General features: G+C 65.4%; 15 protein-coding genes. 8 read left to right on the top strand and 7 right to left on the bottom strand.

The window, feature by feature from the left end:
- Positions 1–132: 132 nt before the first annotated feature.
- The 4 genes from tsaB (at position 133) to OKW37_RS15430 (ending at position 3,459) form a co-directional block, all read left to right on the top strand.
- Positions 133–969, top strand: coding sequence for a tRNA (adenosine(37)-N6)-threonylcarbamoyltransferase complex dimerization subunit type 1 TsaB (gene tsaB, locus OKW37_RS15445; protein WP_184056942.1), 837 nt, complete (start codon positions 133–135; stop codon positions 967–969).
- A complete protein-coding gene (rimI, locus tag OKW37_RS15440; protein ID WP_184049061.1) occupies positions 966–1,460 on the top strand; it encodes a ribosomal protein S18-alanine N-acetyltransferase in 495 nt (164 codons plus the stop codon). Before tsaB ends, rimI begins: the two co-directional genes overlap by 4 nt.
- Positions 1,447–2,430, top strand: coding sequence for a uracil-DNA glycosylase (locus OKW37_RS15435; RefSeq protein ID WP_429405543.1), 984 nt, complete (start codon positions 1,447–1,449; stop codon positions 2,428–2,430). The genes rimI and OKW37_RS15435 overlap by 14 nt, the downstream gene beginning before the upstream one ends.
- 69 nt (positions 2,431–2,499) lie before the next feature.
- Positions 2,500–3,459: a DUF1853 family protein gene (locus tag OKW37_RS15430; protein ID WP_429509860.1), complete on the top strand. Its 960-nt coding sequence runs from the start codon at positions 2,500–2,502 to the stop codon at positions 3,457–3,459.
- Positions 3,460–3,465: 6 nt separating this feature from the next.
- Here the strand turns inward: OKW37_RS15430 and thiD are convergent, their stop codons facing one another.
- Both thiD and lplT read right to left on the bottom strand, forming a co-directional pair.
- Positions 3,466–4,272: a bifunctional hydroxymethylpyrimidine kinase/phosphomethylpyrimidine kinase gene (gene thiD / locus OKW37_RS15425; protein WP_187610460.1), complete on the bottom strand. Its 807-nt coding sequence runs from the start codon at positions 4,270–4,272 to the stop codon at positions 3,466–3,468.
- A gap of 61 nt (positions 4,273–4,333) precedes the next feature.
- Positions 4,334–5,641, bottom strand: coding sequence for a lysophospholipid transporter LplT (gene lplT / locus OKW37_RS15420; protein ID WP_184056931.1), 1,308 nt, complete (start codon positions 5,639–5,641; stop codon positions 4,334–4,336).
- A gap of 218 nt (positions 5,642–5,859) precedes the next feature.
- Here lplT and alr point away from each other — a divergent pair, with 218 nt between their 5' ends.
- From alr to OKW37_RS15405, 3 genes are all read left to right on the top strand, one after another.
- Positions 5,860–6,930 (top strand): alanine racemase, encoded by a 1,071-nt coding sequence (alr, locus tag OKW37_RS15415; protein WP_184022619.1) that lies wholly within the window; start codon positions 5,860–5,862, stop codon positions 6,928–6,930.
- A 3-nt stretch (positions 6,931–6,933) separates the two neighbouring features.
- Entirely contained in the window at positions 6,934–8,310 is a 1,377-nt protein-coding gene (radA, locus tag OKW37_RS15410; protein ID WP_429405547.1) for a DNA repair protein RadA, read from the top strand.
- Between the two features lie 153 nt (positions 8,311–8,463).
- On the top strand, positions 8,464–8,742 hold the full coding sequence (locus tag OKW37_RS15405; protein WP_090800615.1) for a DUF2866 domain-containing protein: 279 nt from the start codon (positions 8,464–8,466) through the stop codon (positions 8,740–8,742).
- A gap of 70 nt (positions 8,743–8,812) precedes the next feature.
- Here the strand turns inward: OKW37_RS15405 and OKW37_RS15400 are convergent, their stop codons facing one another.
- Entirely contained in the window at positions 8,813–9,868 is a 1,056-nt protein-coding gene (locus tag OKW37_RS15400; protein WP_429405549.1) for a CaiB/BaiF CoA transferase family protein, read from the bottom strand.
- A 108-nt stretch (positions 9,869–9,976) separates the two neighbouring features.
- On the bottom strand, positions 9,977–11,932 hold the full coding sequence (locus tag OKW37_RS15395; RefSeq protein WP_429405551.1) for an ATP-binding cassette domain-containing protein: 1,956 nt from the start codon (positions 11,930–11,932) through the stop codon (positions 9,977–9,979).
- 166 nt (positions 11,933–12,098) lie between these two features.
- Between OKW37_RS15395 and OKW37_RS15390 the strand changes: the two genes are divergently transcribed.
- Positions 12,099–12,578, top strand: a complete 480-nt coding sequence (locus tag OKW37_RS15390; protein ID WP_429405554.1) for a glutathione peroxidase — start codon at positions 12,099–12,101, stop codon at positions 12,576–12,578.
- 10 nt (positions 12,579–12,588) lie between these two features.
- Here the strand turns inward: OKW37_RS15390 and cls are convergent, their stop codons facing one another.
- The 3 genes from cls to dapE all read right to left on the bottom strand — a co-directional run bounded on the left by cls (position 12,589) and on the right by dapE (position 16,316).
- Positions 12,589–14,076, bottom strand: a complete 1,488-nt coding sequence (gene cls / locus OKW37_RS15385) for a cardiolipin synthase (protein WP_184056921.1) — start codon at positions 14,074–14,076, stop codon at positions 12,589–12,591.
- A 201-nt stretch (positions 14,077–14,277) separates the two neighbouring features.
- On the bottom strand, positions 14,278–15,162 hold the full coding sequence (prmB, locus tag OKW37_RS15380; RefSeq protein ID WP_429405557.1) for a 50S ribosomal protein L3 N(5)-glutamine methyltransferase: 885 nt from the start codon (positions 15,160–15,162) through the stop codon (positions 14,278–14,280).
- A 14-nt stretch (positions 15,163–15,176) separates the two neighbouring features.
- A complete protein-coding gene (gene dapE / locus OKW37_RS15375) occupies positions 15,177–16,316 on the bottom strand; it encodes a succinyl-diaminopimelate desuccinylase (protein WP_184056919.1) in 1,140 nt (379 codons plus the stop codon).
- Positions 16,317–16,457 lie beyond the last annotated feature (141 nt).

Raw genomic sequence — 16,457 nt, 5'->3', positions numbered from 1 at the left:
GGCCGAAAATCATAGCAATTGCCCGCCGCCCCGGGACCGAGGGCTTATTCCAAACGATGACGGCCGCGAAGCCGGGCAGCGCGGCCGCGCAAACCACGATTCAGGCGCACCGCGCCGATTACAATACGGTCCATGACTCAAACAGTGCTCCTTGCCCTCGATACATCGACCGAGTTCTGCTCGGCGGCGCTCGTGTCCGCGTCCGTCGATGCCGCCGGTCAGCCCAGCGCCGAACCGCGCGTCTGGGTTCGTCACGAACAAACCGGCGCGGTGTCCAGTACCCGCCTGCTGCCGGCGATCCGCGAACTGTTCGACGAAGCTGGCCTCACGCTGGCGGATTGCGACGCGATCGCGTTCGGCTCGGGTCCGGGTTCGTTCACCGGGCTGCGTACGGCGACCGGCGTCGCCCAAGGCCTCGCGTTCGGCCTGAACCTGCCGGTCGTACCGATCGGCACGCTGCTCGCGTGCGCGGAGAGCGCCCGCCTGCGCGATCCGTCGACGACGCGCGTGCTCGCCGCGCTCGACGCGCGCATGGACGAAATCTACTGGGCCGACTACGCGTGGGACGACACGCAACACGAATGGCGCACCGTGCAGACGGCGACGCTCGATGCACCCGAGCGGCTCGTGCTGCCCGACGTGCCATTCACACTCGCCGGCAACGCGGCCGCCGCGTTCGGCGAGCGCTTGCCGGCGGTCGCAGCCGCGCGGAGCGTCGATGGCCAAGCGTTGCCGCATGCGTTGCCGCTCGCGTACGCGGCGCTGCGCGCGTTTCATGCGGGCCGCACGGTGCGCGCCGATCAGGCCGCACCCGAGTACGTGCGCGACAAGGTCGCGCAGACGACCGCAGAGCGCATGGCCGACAAAGCGGCGAAATCAGCCAAAGCGGCTCATAGCGCCGAGCAGTCCGCGCAGCACGCGCCCGATGGCGGCTCCGGCCAACCGTCCCACGACGAGGCGCGCCCATGAGCGGGGTGCTGCTCACGGACCGCTACATGTCGCCGATGACCGAAAGCGACCTGGACGAAGTCGCCGCGATCGAGAAACTTGCGTATGAGTTTCCGTGGAGCCGCGGCAACTTCGGCGACTCGCTGCGCAATGGCTATTTCGGCGTCTGTCTGCGTCACGTGACGGGGACGTTGATCGGCTACTGCGTGCTGATGCCAGTCGTCGATGAAATGCATCTGCTGAATCTGTGCGTCACGCCGCAAGCACAAGGCGCCGGCGCAGGCCTCGCGCTGCTGCGCGAGGCGGTGCGCATCACGCACGCGGAGAGGCTCGAGGGGCTGCTGCTCGAAGTGCGGCCGTCGAATCGTCGGGCGATCCGGTTGTACGAGCGCTTCGGCTTCGCGTCGATCGGCCGACGCAAAAATTATTATCCGGCGCGGCATCGCGGCCGGGAGGACGCGATCGTGATGCGTCTGTCGTTAGCCACGGAGGGCGCAGATGGCGCTGCATGAATCGGTGCTCGAAGAATTCGGACTCGCGCCGTTGTGGGTGCGTCGCGGACTCGCGGCGCGAGAGGAGGCCGGGCAGAGCGATGCGCTGCAGTCGCCGCGGGAACACGCGGCAGACTTGCGTCGCGCGGAGCCTGCGACGCAGACCTCGCGCGAACCGCTGCGCGCGTCCGCCGAGGTGCAGCCGCCGCAAGTGCAGCGCGAATCCACGCCGCGCTTCGACGAAACTGCAGCGCGGCGCGAAACATCAGAACCGCAAACTGACTTTTCAGCCCCGCCGACTTTCGACGCCCCTTCCGAGGACGATTTCGCGTGGTTCGACGATCCGACCGCATCGGCCGCCGCGCCCGCCGAAGCGCGCCGCGACGCGCCCGCGCTGCCGTCTATCCACACACTCGACTGGGACGCGCTCGCCGAGCGCGTCGCCGGATGCGAGGCGTGCCGGCTGTGCGAGAAGCGCACGAACACGGTGTTCGGCGTCGGCGATCGCGAGGCCGACTGGATGCTGATCGGCGAAGCGCCCGGCGAGAACGAGGACCGACAAGGCGAACCGTTCGTTGGCCAGGCCGGCAAGCTGCTCGACAACATGCTGCACTCGCTCGCGCTCGCGCGCAGCACCAACGTGTATATCGCGAACGTGATCAAGTGCCGGCCGCCTGGCAATCGCAATCCGCAGCCGGACGAAGTCGCGCGTTGTGAACCTTATCTACAGCGTCAGGTGTCGCTCGTGAAGCCGAAGCTGATCGTCGCGCTCGGCCGTTTCGCCGCGCAAAGTCTGCTCAGGACCGACGCGAGCATTTCGTCGTTGCGCGGCCGCGTGCACACGTACGAGGGCGTACCGGTGATCGTCACCTATCATCCGGCCTATCTGCTGCGTAGCCTGCCCGACAAGGCCAAGGCCTGGGCGGATCTGTGCCTCGCGCGTGCCACGTGCCTCGCGAACGGCGGCGTGCCGTCGAACGAATCAAAGTGACGATGCCCGAGGGACCGGCGGCGCGCATGCCCCGCCGCGTTTGTCAGCCGCGCGGCGCTTCTCGATACCTTGCTGGGTTTGCGTGGCGATGCTTCAGTCGATGCGCTGCGCGATCCCGCTGTCCGCGATCTCGCGTGGCTGCTGCTCAGTCCCGATCTGTTGCGCCCTCAGCTTCCCACGGGCGCGCTCGCCGATCCTTTCGGCACACCGCAGGAATTGCAGGCCACGCTCGACTGGCTGCGCGCGCTCGACGCCGCGCCGGCACTTCTGCGTCAAGATCTCGCGGCCACGCGTATCACGCGCCTTGGCCGCTACGCCGAACGCCTGCTGGGCTTTTTCCTTCGTCATGGACCGGCGACGCAACTGATCGCAGCGGGTGTGCCGCTACGACATGCGGGCCTCACGCTCGGTGAATGCGATTTCCTCGTGCGCACGCGCCAGGGCGCGCGATTGCATTGGGAACTCGCGGTGAAGTGCTATCTGCATGCGGGCGATGCGAATGGGGCAGAGGCGGCGCGTCTCGCCGATTACGTCGGCCCCAATCTGAAAGACCGCCTCGATCTGAAGCTCGCGCATTTGCTCGATCATCAGTTGCCGCTCAGCGCACGCGAGGAATTTGCCTCGACGGGCTATGCGGGCGCGTGGACGCCGCAGATGTTCGTCAAAGGCTGGCTGTTTTACCGGCATGGCGAGATGCCCACCGATCCTGCCGAACTCGATCCCGCGCACGGTCGCGGCTGGTGGGTCACGCATCGCGACTGGCCGGCTTTCGCGTGCGCGCATGCGCACAGGTGGCGGGTGTTGGCGCGGCTCGAATGGCTCGCGCCGCAATATCGAACGCAAGCCGGTGCGGACGACACGTGCTACGTCGACGCAAACACGCTCGCCGCGCAGATCTCACCGCAACACGGCCCGACGATGGTCGCCGGATTCATCGAAGACAACACGGGGCGTGTACTTGAACGCTCGCGCGGTTTTATCGTGCCCGACGACTGGCCCGAGCACGCGCGGTGTTACGCGAAGCAATGACGTCGCTCACCACCACCGATGAAAGTGATGCACCGGCCCCACGCCGTGGCCGACGTCGAGCCGCTCGCTCGCCTGCAACGCACCCGTCAGATAAACCTTCGCATCGGCGACCGCGCTAGCGAGATCGTCGCGCTGCGCAATCAAGGCCGCGATCGCCGACGACAACGTGCAGCCCGTTCCGTGCGTGTTCTTCACCGGCACGCGCGGACCGCCGAGACGCAGCGTGCCGCTTTCCTGCACGAGCCAGTCGGGGCTATCGGTCGCGCTCAGATGGCCGCCCTTCATCAGCACCGCGCGCGCGCCGAGCGCGCGCAACGCTTCGCCTTGCTCGACCATGCCGGCTTCGTCGGCGGCGGGTTGCATGCCCAGCAATGCGGCCGCTTCCGGCAGATTCGGCGTCAGCAGATCGGCGAGCGGCAGCAGTTCGTCGCGTACCACCGCGACCGCATCGGGTAGTAATAGAGCGTGATTGCTCTTCGAGATCATCACCGTGTCGAGCACGATGTGTTTGGGCTGATGACGGCGCAGCGCGTCGGCGACCGCACGCGCGATCGGCGCATTCGCGAGCATGCCGATCTTCACCGCGTCGATGCGGATGTCGTCGAACACCGCGTCGAGCTGCGCGGTGACGAAGCCCGGGTCCGGCGCGTGAATCGCGGTCACGCCGCGCGTGTTCTGCGCGGTCAGCGCGGTGATCACGCTCGCGCCATAGGCGCCGAGCGCGGAGAAGGTCTTCAGATCGGCCTGGATGCCGGCGCCGCCGCCGGAGTCGGAACCGGCGATCGTCAGCACATTGGGAATCGATTGAGTCATGGTCGAGCGAGGAAGAAGGGGGGCGCGCTCGTGTGTGCCGCGGCCGGCCCGGCGCAGCCGATCAGTGCTTGGCTTCGCCGATCAGCGCGACCGAATCGAAGGCGCGCTGGTTCGCCTGATGGCGTCGCATCACGAGCCACATCATCAGGCAGACGAAGGTGCCGAACAGAACGATCACGATGGTGACCGGCACGTCGAGCCACACGAGCACCGCGTACAGGCACAGCATCACGAGCACGGACAGATTCTCGTTGAAGTTCTGCACGGCGATCGAATGGCCCGCCGACAGCAGCACGTGCCCGCGATGCTGCAGCAGCGCATTCATCGGCACGACGAAAAAGCCCGACAGGCCGCCCACGAACATCAGGAAGATATACGCGAAAATCAGATAGCCCGACACGTGCATGCGGCCAAAATACACGCCCCAATGCGGGGGAAACAGATCGCGCGTGTAGAACGCCATCAGCATCACGGAGATACCCATCATGATGCCGACCGGCAAGACCGACAGCGACTTCTTCAACGGCACACGCGAAGCCGCGAAAATCGCGCCGAACGCGACGCCAACCGCGACCACCGCCTGCAGGATCGCCGCCTCGGACAGCGACATGCCCAGCGACACTTCGGCCCACTTCAGCACGATGAATTGCAGCGTCGCGCCTGCACCCCAGAACAGCGTCGTCACGGCGAGCGAAATCTGTCCGAGCTTGTCACGCCACAGCACGAGAAAGCAGTCGGCGAAATCGGTGATCAGGCGGATCGGCCCGTGCTCCTGTCGCGGATAGCGCGCGCCGGTGTCGGGAATGCGCAGATTGAACAGCGCGGCGATCACGTAAATGGCCATGATCACGACCATCGCGGCTTCCGCGGGCGTGTTCACGGTGGGGATGTGCCATTTGAGAATCGGCGCGGCGATATGCGGGCTGATCAGCGCGCCGCCGAGCACCGTGCCGAGAATGATCGAGCCGACCGTGGTGCCTTCGATCCAGCCGTTCGCGGCAACGAGCCGGTCAGGCGGCAACAGTTCGGTGAGAATGCCGTATTTGGCGGGCGAGTAGGCCGCCGCGCCGAAGCCGACGATGCCGTACGCAATCAGCGGATGCGCGCCGACCAGCATCGTTATGCAGCCAACCACCTTGATCGTATTGGTGATGAACATCACGCGTCCTTTCGGACGGGAGTCGGCGAATGCGCCTACGAAGGCGGCAAGAACGACGTACGACAGCACAAAAAACAGCTTGAGCAGCGGCGTCATCCAGTTCGGAGCGTGAAGATCTTTCAGCAGAGCGATAGCAGCGATCAGAAGCGCATTGTCGGCCAGCGACGAAAAAAACTGCGCGGCCATGATGGTGTAAAAACCTTTTTTCATCTGATGCGATGCTGTCCTCGCTGCGGTCTGTCCGCCCCGGCCGTTTGTCATGTGTCCGGGCTTATGCCGATCGAAATGGGTTGTGCGCACGGCTTTATATCATGAAAATAGCTGAATTCGGACTAGCAGAATCCTTGATCGCACCGCCCAGCGGGCCGCCGAGCGCTGAAAACGCCCTGTAAGCCGCTGATTCGCAAGTGTCTTTACGAAAAAATCCCATGCCGCGCCCCCTTTCCGCCACGATTCATACCGCTGCTCTCGCCAATAACCTCGCTGTCGCGCGGCGCTATGCGCCGAAATCGAAAATCTGGGCCGTCGTCAAGGCTAATGCCTACGGGCATGGCCTCGCGCGCGTGTTTCCCGGTTTGCGCGCTACGGACGGCTTTGGGCTGCTGGACCTCGAAGAAGCGGTGAAGTTGCGTGAATTGGGCTGGGCGGGCCCAATTCTTCTGCTGGAAGGCTTTTTTCGGCCGACCGACATCGACGTAATCGACCGCTACAGTTTGACCACGGCGCTGCATTCGGACGAGCAACTGCGCATGCTCGAAATGGCGCGTCTGTCGAAACCGGTCAATATTCAGTTGAAGATGAACACCGGCATGAACCGGCTCGGCTACACGGTCGAAAAATTCCGTGCCGCGTGGGAACGTGCGCGCGCCTGTCAGGGCGTCGGCCAGATCACGTTGATGACGCATTTTTCCGATGCCGATGCCGAGCGCGGCATCGCGCATCAGATGGAGGCGTTCGAGCGCGGCGCGCAGGGCATCGCCGGTGCGCGCAGTCTGTCGAATTCGGCCGCGACGCTGTGGCATCCGGAAGCGCATTTCGACTGGGTGCGTCCGGGCATCATCCTGTACGGCGCGTCGCCGTCCGGCGTGACGGCCGCGATCGACGGCACGGGCCTGCAGCCCGCGATGACGCTCGCGTCGGAACTGATCGCCGTGCAGACGCTCGGCGAAGGCAGCTCGGTCGGCTATGGGTCGAGGTTCACTGCGCGCGCTCCGATGCGCATCGGCGTGGTCGCGTGCGGTTACGCGGACGGCTATCCGCGCGTCGCGCCGGAAGGCACGCCGGTGATCGTCGATGGCGTGCGCACACGGGTCGTTGGACGTGTGTCGATGGACATGCTGACCGTCGACCTGACCCCGGTGCCGACCGCCAACGTCGGCTCGCGCGTGGAATTGTGGGGCACCGCGCTGCCCATCGACGACGTCGCGCAGGCCTGCGGCACGATCGGCTACGAGCTGATGTGCGCGGTCGCGCCGCGTGTGCCGGTTCGGGCGGAGTAACGCGTGGCGAAAGCGAAGACGTTGTACATCTGCGGGGAATGCGGCGGACAGTCGCCGAAGTGGTCCGGTCAATGCCCGTCCTGCCAGACGTGGAACACGCTCGTCGAATCGGTCGCGGAGGCGACGTCCGGTCACCGTTTCCAGTCGCTCGCGAAGAGCACGCCGGTACGGCGCCTCGCCGACATCGACGCGTCGGACGTGCCGCGCTTTTCAACCGGCGTCAGCGAATTCGACCGCGTGCTCGGCGGCGGCCTCGTGCCGGGCGGCGTGGTGTTGATCGGCGGCGATCCGGGCATCGGTAAATCGACGCTGTTGTTGCAATCGCTCGCGGAAATCGCGGCGGACAAACGCGCGCTCTATATCAGCGGCGAAGAATCTGGCGCGCAGATCGCGTTGCGCGCGCAACGGCTGGCGTTGCTCGAACCCGGCTCGAAGGCAAGCGAGCTGCAATTGCTCGCGGAAATCCAGCTCGAAAAAATTCAGGCGACGATCACGGAGCAACGGCCTGAAGTCGCCGTGATTGATTCGATCCAGACCGTCTATTCGGATGCTTTGACATCGGCGCCGGGCTCGGTCGCGCAGGTGCGCGAGTGCGCGGCGCAACTCACGCGCATCGCCAAGCAGTCGGGCACGACGATCATCATGGTCGGGCACGTGACGAAAGAGGGCGCGCTCGCGGGACCGCGCGTGCTCGAACATATCGTCGATACGGTGCTGTATTTCGAGGGGGATACGCACTCGTCGTACCGTCTCGTGCGCGCGATCAAGAACCGTTTCGGCGCGGTCAACGAACTCGGCGTGTTCGCGATGACCGAGCGTGGTTTGCGCGGCGTCGCGAATCCGTCGGCATTGTTTTTATCGCAGCACGAGCAGTCGGTGCCGGGCTCATGTGTGCTCGTCACGCAGGAAGGCACGCGGCCGTTGCTGGTCGAAGTGCAGGCGCTCGTCGATGCGGCCAACGCGCCGAATCCGCGACGCCTTGCGGTCGGCCTCGAACAGAACCGGCTCGCGATGCTGCTCGCGGTGCTGCATCGGCACGCGGGCATCGCCTGTTTCGATCAGGACGTGTTCCTGAACGCGGTGGGCGGGGTGAAGATCTCCGAGCCCGCCGCCGACCTCGCGGTATTGCTCGCGATCCATTCGTCGATGCGCAACAAGCCGCTGCCGAAGGGGCTCGTCGTATTCGGCGAAGTGGGCCTCGCCGGCGAAATCCGGCCGTCGCCGCGCGGTCAGGAGCGCCTGAAGGAAGCAGCCAAGCTCGGCTTCTCGGTGGCGGTGATTCCGAAGGCCAATGCGCCGAAACAGCCAATCGAAGGCTTACAGGTCGTTGCGGTCGAACGGATCGAACAGGCCATCGACCGCGTCCGCACGCTCGAATAGACGGGGGCCGGGACGGCTCGCCGGTACTTTGTACGCTTGCGGTACCGTAATGCCCGGTAAATATCTTCATATTGGCTGTAACCTGGTCGCCATACCTTTTTTCTAAGCTGTAATGATATGCATCCCGTCTGATGCTCGAAAAAGGATCGCGCCTTGAAACAGTCTCGTGAAACCGCTGCCCACCATAACATCCAGGTGCGCGGCTGCCGGGTCTCCGCACCGATTCATCAGCCGTGGGGCGGCGCTTGCCGGATCGTCGAGTGGATCGACACCGCGGGTCAGATCTCGCGGCGGGTGGTGGCCGAAGACGTAACGGCCGCCGAAGTGCGTGCCACGATCAGCCGCCATGTGGAAGGCCGCAAGCACCTGCTGTACGACGACGAAAAGTCGCCGCGGCAAACGCTGCCGAGGCAGACGCCGACGCGGCGTTGACGGCGGCGGGTTTTTCGATTGACCGGGCCTTGATCTTCATTGCGCCCGCGTCGCGGCTGCGCCACGCGCATTAGGCCGCGTCGTCGTGTGAGTCGGCGGCGCTCGCGGCCACCGCCGCATACGCGTGCGGATTGAACAGCGGATGCTGCGCCGCTTCAGCGGGCGTCAGCACCGGCGACACGCAGCAATCGAGCGATTCCAGCGATTCCACCCATTCGCCGAGCGTGCGCGTCGCAATCAGATTGGCGACTTCCTGAATGAGTGCCACGGCATCGGGACCGCCGATCGCCTGACCCAGGCTCCAGTGACGCGTCGCCCATTCCGGCCGATCGAGCGCCATGCACAGCGTTTCCCAGAACTTCAATTCGAGCGCGCCGACCGCGAGCCAGCGTTCATCGCTGGTGCGGTAGAGGTTGTAGCAGGGCACGCCGCCGTTCAACAGACCACTGCCCGCGGCGAGCGCCGCACCTTCGTTGACGAGCGACACCTGCGCGACGAAGTTGTGCGCATAGCTCGTGTGCGTCATCGATACATCGACGAAGCGGCCCGCGCCGCCTCGCGCGACATGCCAGAGCGCCGCGAGAATCTGCGTGACCGCGCTCAATGCGCCGCCGAGCAGATCGGCGATCTGGAAGTTCGGCAGGATCGGCGCACCGTCGCGGTTCGCCAGTTGATCGAGCACGCCTGCATAGCCGAGGTAATTCAGATCGTGGCCGGCATGGTCCGCGAACGGACCGCTCGCGCCATATCCGCTGATCGCGCAATAGACGAGCCGCGCATTGGCTGCGCTGAGCGTCGCGTAGCCGAGGCCGAGCCGCTCCATCACGCCGGGCCGGAAGCTCTCGATCAGCACGTCGGCTTCAGTCGCGAGTGCGCGCAGCACCTGGCGTCCTGCTTCGGACTTGAGGTCGAGGCGCGTCTCGCGCTTGCCGCGATTGACCATCCGGTAAAACGCGCCGGGTCGGCCCGCGACACGATCGCTCGACGACTGCATCATCGTGCGAGTCGGGTCGCCCGCGCCGGGCGCCTCGATCTTCAGCACATCGGCGCCGAGCTCGGCGAGGCGCAGCGCGGCCACCGGACCCGGCAGCAGACGCGTGAGGTCGAGCACGCGCAGTCCTTGCAACGGCGGCGCATCGGCTGCCGATGCAGCTACGGATTCTGGGGCCGATAACCCGGACGATGAATTCGCAAATGACAAAGCCAAGCTCCCGTGGATGCCGGCGCGGTGCCGCTAGCCGATCTGTTCGAGTTCCTCGTGCGTCTCGAGCCATTCGGCTTCGAGCGTGTCGAGGCGCGCGTTCACGTCTGCCTGACGGCGGATCGCCTCCGTCAGCTTGCTCTTCTGCTCCGGTTCGTAACTCGCGGGATCGGCGACGAATGTATCGAGCGTCGCTTTCTCCGCGTTGAGTGCGTCCATTTCCCTTTCGATCTTCGCGATGCGGCTTTGCAGCGGCTTCTTCAGATGCGCGAGCTTCTGCCGCGTTTCCGCTTCGAGGCGGCGCTGTTCCTTGCGATTGACGTTGCTGTCGCCACTTGCCGCGCCGTTGGACGCTGCGTCCGACGCACCGGAAGCATTGGCCTTCAGCGCGGCGCGCTGCTCGGCCGCATGCTGCAGCAGCCAGTCGCGGTAGTCGTCGAGATCGCCGTCGAATTCCTGCAGACGATGCTTCGCGACCAGCATGAACTGATCGGTCGTCGCGCGCAGCAGATGCCGGTCGTGCGAGACCAGGATCAGCGTGCCTTCGAATTGCGCGAGCGCCATCGTCAGCGCGTGGCGCGTTTCGAGGTCGAGGTGGTTGGTCGGCTCGTCGAGCAGCAGCAGGTTCGGCTTTTGCCAGATGATCAGCGCGAGCGCGAGGCGGGCCTTCTCGCCGCCCGAGAACGGCGCGATCTTCGCGGTCGCCATGTCGCCGGAAAAGTTGAAGCTGCCGAGGAAGTCGCGCAGCTCCTGCTCGCGCGTATCGGGCGCGAGACGCGCGAGGTGCTGCAACGGGGTGTCGTCCGGACGCAGCGTTTCGAGCTGATGCTGCGCGAAGTAGCCGATGCGCAGACCCTTGCCTTCGCGTACGTGGCCGCTCAACGGTTCGAGCGTGCCCGCGAGGGTCTTGATCAGCGTCGACTTGCCCTGGCCGTTCGCGCCGAGCAGGCCGATGCGCTGACCGTTCTGGATCGACAGCCTCACGCGCTCGACGATCGGAATCTCGCTGCCGTCTTCGGCATGGTAGCCGCAGCGCACGTCTTCCATCACCATCATCGGATTCGGCGCGGAGTCGGGAGTGCGAAACTCGAACGTGAACGGCGACCCGACGTGCGCGGGCGCGATCAGCTCCATCTTCTCAAGCGCTTTCACCCGGCTTTGCGCCTGACGCGCCTTGGTGGCCTGCGCCTTGAAGCGGTTGATGTAGCTCTGCAGATGCGCGACCGTGCGCTGCTGCTTTTCGTACGCGCTCTGTTGCAGCGCGATCTGCTGCGCGCGCAGCACTTCGAATTGCGAGTAGTTGCCGCCGTAGCGTTTGATCTGCTGGTTCTCGAGATGCAGCGTGACGTTGCAGACGGAGTCGAGAAACTCGCGGTCGTGCGAGATCACGATCAGCGTGCCCGCATAGCGATTCAGCCAATCTTCCAGCCAGACGATCGCGTCGAGGTCGAGGTGGTTGGTCGGTTCGTCGAGCAGCAGCAGATCGGAGCGGCACATCAGCGCCTGCGCCAGATTCAGGCGCATGCGCCAGCCGCCCGAGAAGCTGCTGACCGGCTCGCGGGTCTGCTCGAGCGTGAAGCCGAGGCCGAGCAGCAACGCTTCGGCGCGAGCCGGCGCGGTGTAGCCGTCGGCGTCGGCGAACGCGGCGTGCGCTTCGGCTTCTGCCGCGCCGTCGTGCGCCGCGGAGGCCGAAGCGATGCGCGCTTCGATGTCGCGCAGCGCGGCGTCGCCGTCTAGCGTGTAGGCGAGGGCGGTTTTGTCGACGGCGGGCGTTTCCTGCGCGACGTGCGCGATGCGCCAGGTCGGCGGGATCGAGAAATCGCCGCCGTCCGCATGCAGCTCGCCGAGCAGCACGGCGAACAGCGTCGACTTGCCCGCGCCGTTCGCTCCGACGAGGCCGGCTTTTTCACCGGGGTTCAAGGTGAACGTGGTGTTGTCGAAAAGCGGCTTGGTGCCGCGCGCGAGGCTGAACTGATTGAAGCGGATCACGACGTGGCCGGCTGAAGAAAACCGCTATTTTAGACTGCCCGGCGCGTTGCCGGGCGCGCGGCGCCGATTGCCCGTCTGTCACTTCGCGCGCAGCGCTCATCGGCCATCCGGCCGACTGTATCGGTAGCGCTTTTGGCATAGACTGACGGCTTTCACGGGAGGGCACATGACATCGATCTTTTCGTTTTCGGCACGCACGCTCGGCGGCGAGGAAGCGAGTCTCGCGCGGTACGAAGGCAAGGTGATGCTGATCGTCAATACCGCGAGCGAATGCGGGTTCACGCCGCAATACGCGGGCTTGCAGAAACTGTATGACGCGTACGCGGCGCGCGGGCTCGCGGTGCTAGGTTTTCCGTGCAACCAGTTCGGCAAGCAGGAGCCGGGCGACGCCGCGCAGATCGGCAGCTTCTGCGAGAAGAACTACGGCGTGACGTTTCCGATGTTCGACAAGATCGACGTGAACGGCCCGAACGCGCACCCGCTGTTCCGCTATCTGACGATCGAGGCGCCGGGACTGCTCGGTCTCGAGGCGATCAAGTGGAATTTCACGAAGTTTCTGATCGGCCGCGACGGCAACGTCGTCAAGCGCTATGCGCCGCTGACCAAGCCCGAGGCGATCACCGGGGATATCGAAGCGCTGCTGTAAGCGGGCACGCCTACAGGATCGGCGAAAAGAGCCGCGCGACGTGCATCAGCATGCGTCGCAGCGCGCTCGACTTGTCGTACTCGTCGCGGTCGATTTCGCGCGACTCGGCAAAGTCGTCGAGCAGCATCGTCTCGACTTCGAGCGCGAAGCCGCGGTCGACGGTCAGCACCATGATCTCGAAGTTCAGGCGAAACGAGCGGTTGTCGAGATTGGCGCTGCCGATCGCGGCCGCGCTGCTGTCGATCAGCACGACCTTCTGATGCAGGAAGCCCGGCTGATAGCGGAAGATGCGAATGCCCGCGCGCAGCGAGTCGTACGCATAGAGCTTCGACGCCGCGAACACCACGAGGTGATCGCGGCGGCTCGGAATCAGGATGCGCACGTCGACGCCGCGCAGCGCAGCGAGGCGCAACGCAGCGAATACGGCTTCGTCTGGGACGAGGTAGGGCGTCGTGATCCAGATGCGTTCACGTGCCGCGTTGATTGCTTCGACGAAAAACAGCGAGCAGGTCTCCTGCTTGTCGGCCGGGCCGCTCGGCAGCACGAGGCAGTGCATGTTGTTCGCGGCGCGCTCGTTGGCGCCGTGGTCGCCGGGCTGGTCGAAGGATGGGGTCACGGAATCCGCGGCCGGCGCGTCGAACTTGGGCAACTGCTGCGTGGCCCAGTACCAGTCCTCGATGAAGACGAACTGGATGCTTGCGACCGCCGGACCACGCACTTCGATGTGCGTATCGCGCCACGGCGACAGCGGCGGCTTCGCGCCCAGATATTCGACCCCGACGTTATGACCGCCGACAAACGCGCGCTCGCCGTCGACCGCCACGATCTTGCGGTGATTGCGGAAATTCAGTTGCAGACGGTTGACGAAGAGGCGGTTCGTGGCGAACGGCTGCATCTCGATGCCGGCGGCGCGCAGCGCCGCGACGTAGCGGTGCGGCAGATCGAAGCTGCCGATACTGTCATACAGGAAGTAGACCCGCACGCCCTGTTTGGCTTTGGCGATCAGCGCGTCCTTCAGCATGTCGCCGAGCGCGTCGTCGCGCACGATGAAGAATTGCACGATCACATAGCGGCGCGCGTTCTCGATCGCCTCGAAGATCGCCTCGAAAGTCGCCGTGCCGTTGACCAGCGTGCGCACGGTATTGCCGGGCAGGAACGGCATGCCGCCGAGGCGCGTCAGCGACTGCACGAGCCGCGAGCCGAGCTGCTGCGTCGGCACCCCGGCCGACGACGCCTGCGTGTCCCACTCCAGCGGATGCGCGCGCGTGCGCAGCAGCTCGTTCTCGACGCGGCGCGCGTCCGCGTAGCCGGCGAACTTGCTGCGGCCAAGGAACAGGTAGGGTATGAGCGTCAGATAAGGCATCGCGACCAGCGACACGGCCCACGCGATCGCCCCTTGCGAGGTGCGGGTATGGAGAATCGCGTGAGCGGCCGCGATGATGCCGAGAATGTGGGCAACAGCAACCAGCGTGCCGACGTGAAGCAGGTCGAATGACATAAGCTCGCGAACAGTTGGCGAAGCGCCGTGGTTCAGGAAACGGAGGCGGGCAGGGGCTCGCTCCGTGGTCTGCGGCGAACGCGTCGGGCAACGGGCTCAGGCTGCGGTTGCGGGCAAGGCCACGCGCTGTCGCGGCGATTGCTCGTGACCCTGCCTGAGAAACGCGCTTGAAACGACGATCAAACGCTCAGCATGCCGGACTCAGACCGGCAAGTCGCTGGCCTGGATCAGAAACACGTTGTCGTCGCCGGCGCTGGTCGACAGCCACACGAGGTCGAGACCGCCGAACGCGGCCTCGACGTGCTCGCGTTCGTTGCCGATCTCGATGACGAGCACGCCGTCTTCGGTCAGCCAGTTGCGCGCGTCGGCAATGATCCGTCGCACGATGTCCATGCCGTCGGCGCCACCGGCGAGCGCCATCTCCGGCTCGTGCTTGTATTCGGCCGGCAGCTCCTGCATCGACGTGGCGTTCACGTACGGCGGATTGCTGATGATCACATCGTAGCGGCGCTCGGCGAGCGGCGCATACAGGTCGCCTTCGAACAGCGCGATGCGCTCCTCGAGGTGGTAATCCAGCACATTGCGCGTCGCGACTTCGAGCGCGGGCGCGGACAGATCGACCGCGTCGACGTCGGCGTTCGGGAACGCGTGCGCGGCGAGGATCGCGAGGCACCCGGAGCCGGTGCACAGTTCGAGCACCGCGCCGACCTGCTCGGGGTCCTCGACGTACGGCTGCAGGCCGTCCTGCAGCAGCTCGCCGATGAACGAGCGCGGCACGATCACGCGCTCGTCGACGTAAAAGCGATAGCCGTGCATCCACGCTTCCTGCGTGATGTACGCGGCCGGCACGCGTTCGGCGGCGCGTCGCTCGATCACTTTCAGCACCGCCTCGATTTCGGCCGTGGTCAGGCGCGCGTCGAGAAACGGTTCGAGCAGGTCGAGCGGCAAATGCAGCGTGTGCAGGATCAGATAGGCGGCTTCGTCGTAGGCATTGGCCGAGCCGTGGCCGAACGACAGTTTGGCCTCGCTAAAACGCGACACTGCATAACGCAGCAGGTCGCGGACGGTGCAAAAAGGAAGCGTCATCGCAAAGTTCCAGGTTACGCGATCAGTTGTTCGAGCACGCGGCGATACACGTTCTTCAGCGGCTCGATATGGGCGACTTCGATATGTTCGTCGATCTTGTGGATGCTCGCGTTCAGCGGACCGAACTCGATCACCTGCTTGCAGATGCGCGCGATGAAGCGGCCGTCCGACGTGCCGCCGGTGGTCGACAGTTCGGTGTCCACGCCGGTTTCGTCCTTGATCGCCTGCGCGAGCGCGCTCGACAGCTCGCCGCTCGGGGTGAGAAATGGCAGGCCGCTCACGGTCCATTGCAGTTCGTATTCGAGGCCGTGTTTGTCGAGAATCGCATGCACGCGCTTTTGCAGTCCTTCGACGGTGCTCGCGGTCGAGAAACGGAAGTTGAACATCACGTCCGCGTGGCCGGGGATCACGTTGGTCGCGCCGGCGCCGCTGTGGAGGTTCGACACCTGCCAGGTGGTCGGCGGGAAATAGTCGTTGCCTTCGTCCCAGCGCTCGGCGACGAGTTCGGCGAGCGCTGGCGCCAGCAGGTGCACCGGATTCTTCGCCAGATGCGGGTAGGCGATATGGCCCTGCACGCCCTTGACGATCAGCTTGCCCGACATCGAGCCGCGCCGGCCGTTCTTGACCATGTCGCCGAAACGCTCGCTCGAGGTCGGCTCGCCGACGATGCAGTAGTCCATGCGCTCACCGCGCTGCTGCAATGCTTCGACGACCTTGACGGTGCCGTCGGTGGCGGGGCCTTCCTCGTCGCTCGTGATCAGGAACGCGATCGAGCCGCGGTGCTCGGGGTGCGCGGCGACGAACTCCTCGCTCGCGACGACGAAGCCGGCGATCGACGCCTTCATGTCCGCCGCGCCGCGGCCGTACAGCTTGCCGTCGCGCTGGGTCGGCTCGAACGGCGCCGAGCGCCACTGTTCGAGCGGGCCGGTCGGTACCACGTCGGTGTGGCCGGCGAACGCGAGCAGCTTGCCTTGCGTGCCGTCGACGCCGCGTTTGACGGCCCACAGGTTGGTCACGCCGTTGGATTCGATCGTCTCGTGCTCGAAGCCGAGCGCGGCGAGGCGCTCGATCAGGAGACGCTGGCAATGCTGATCGTCGGGCGTGACGGACGCGCGCGCGATCAGTTGTTCGGTAAGGGCGAGGGTGCCGGACATGGATTCAGTACAAGCCACTTTGAAATGAAAAAATGCCGGCTCGCGGTGAGGCACCGCAGCCGGCAACAGCCTTTGAACGACGCGGCGCGAGGCCGCGCGTTCGACTACCTCGTGCTGGAGCCTGGCGCTTCAGCGCCGCGC

The organism is Paraburkholderia sp. MM5482-R2, from assembly GCF_050436125.1.
Classification (GTDB): domain Bacteria; phylum Pseudomonadota; class Gammaproteobacteria; order Burkholderiales; family Burkholderiaceae; genus Paraburkholderia; species Paraburkholderia tuberum.
The sequence above is the reverse complement of the archived record's forward strand: the minus strand, read 5'-3'. Positions and strand labels throughout refer to the sequence as shown.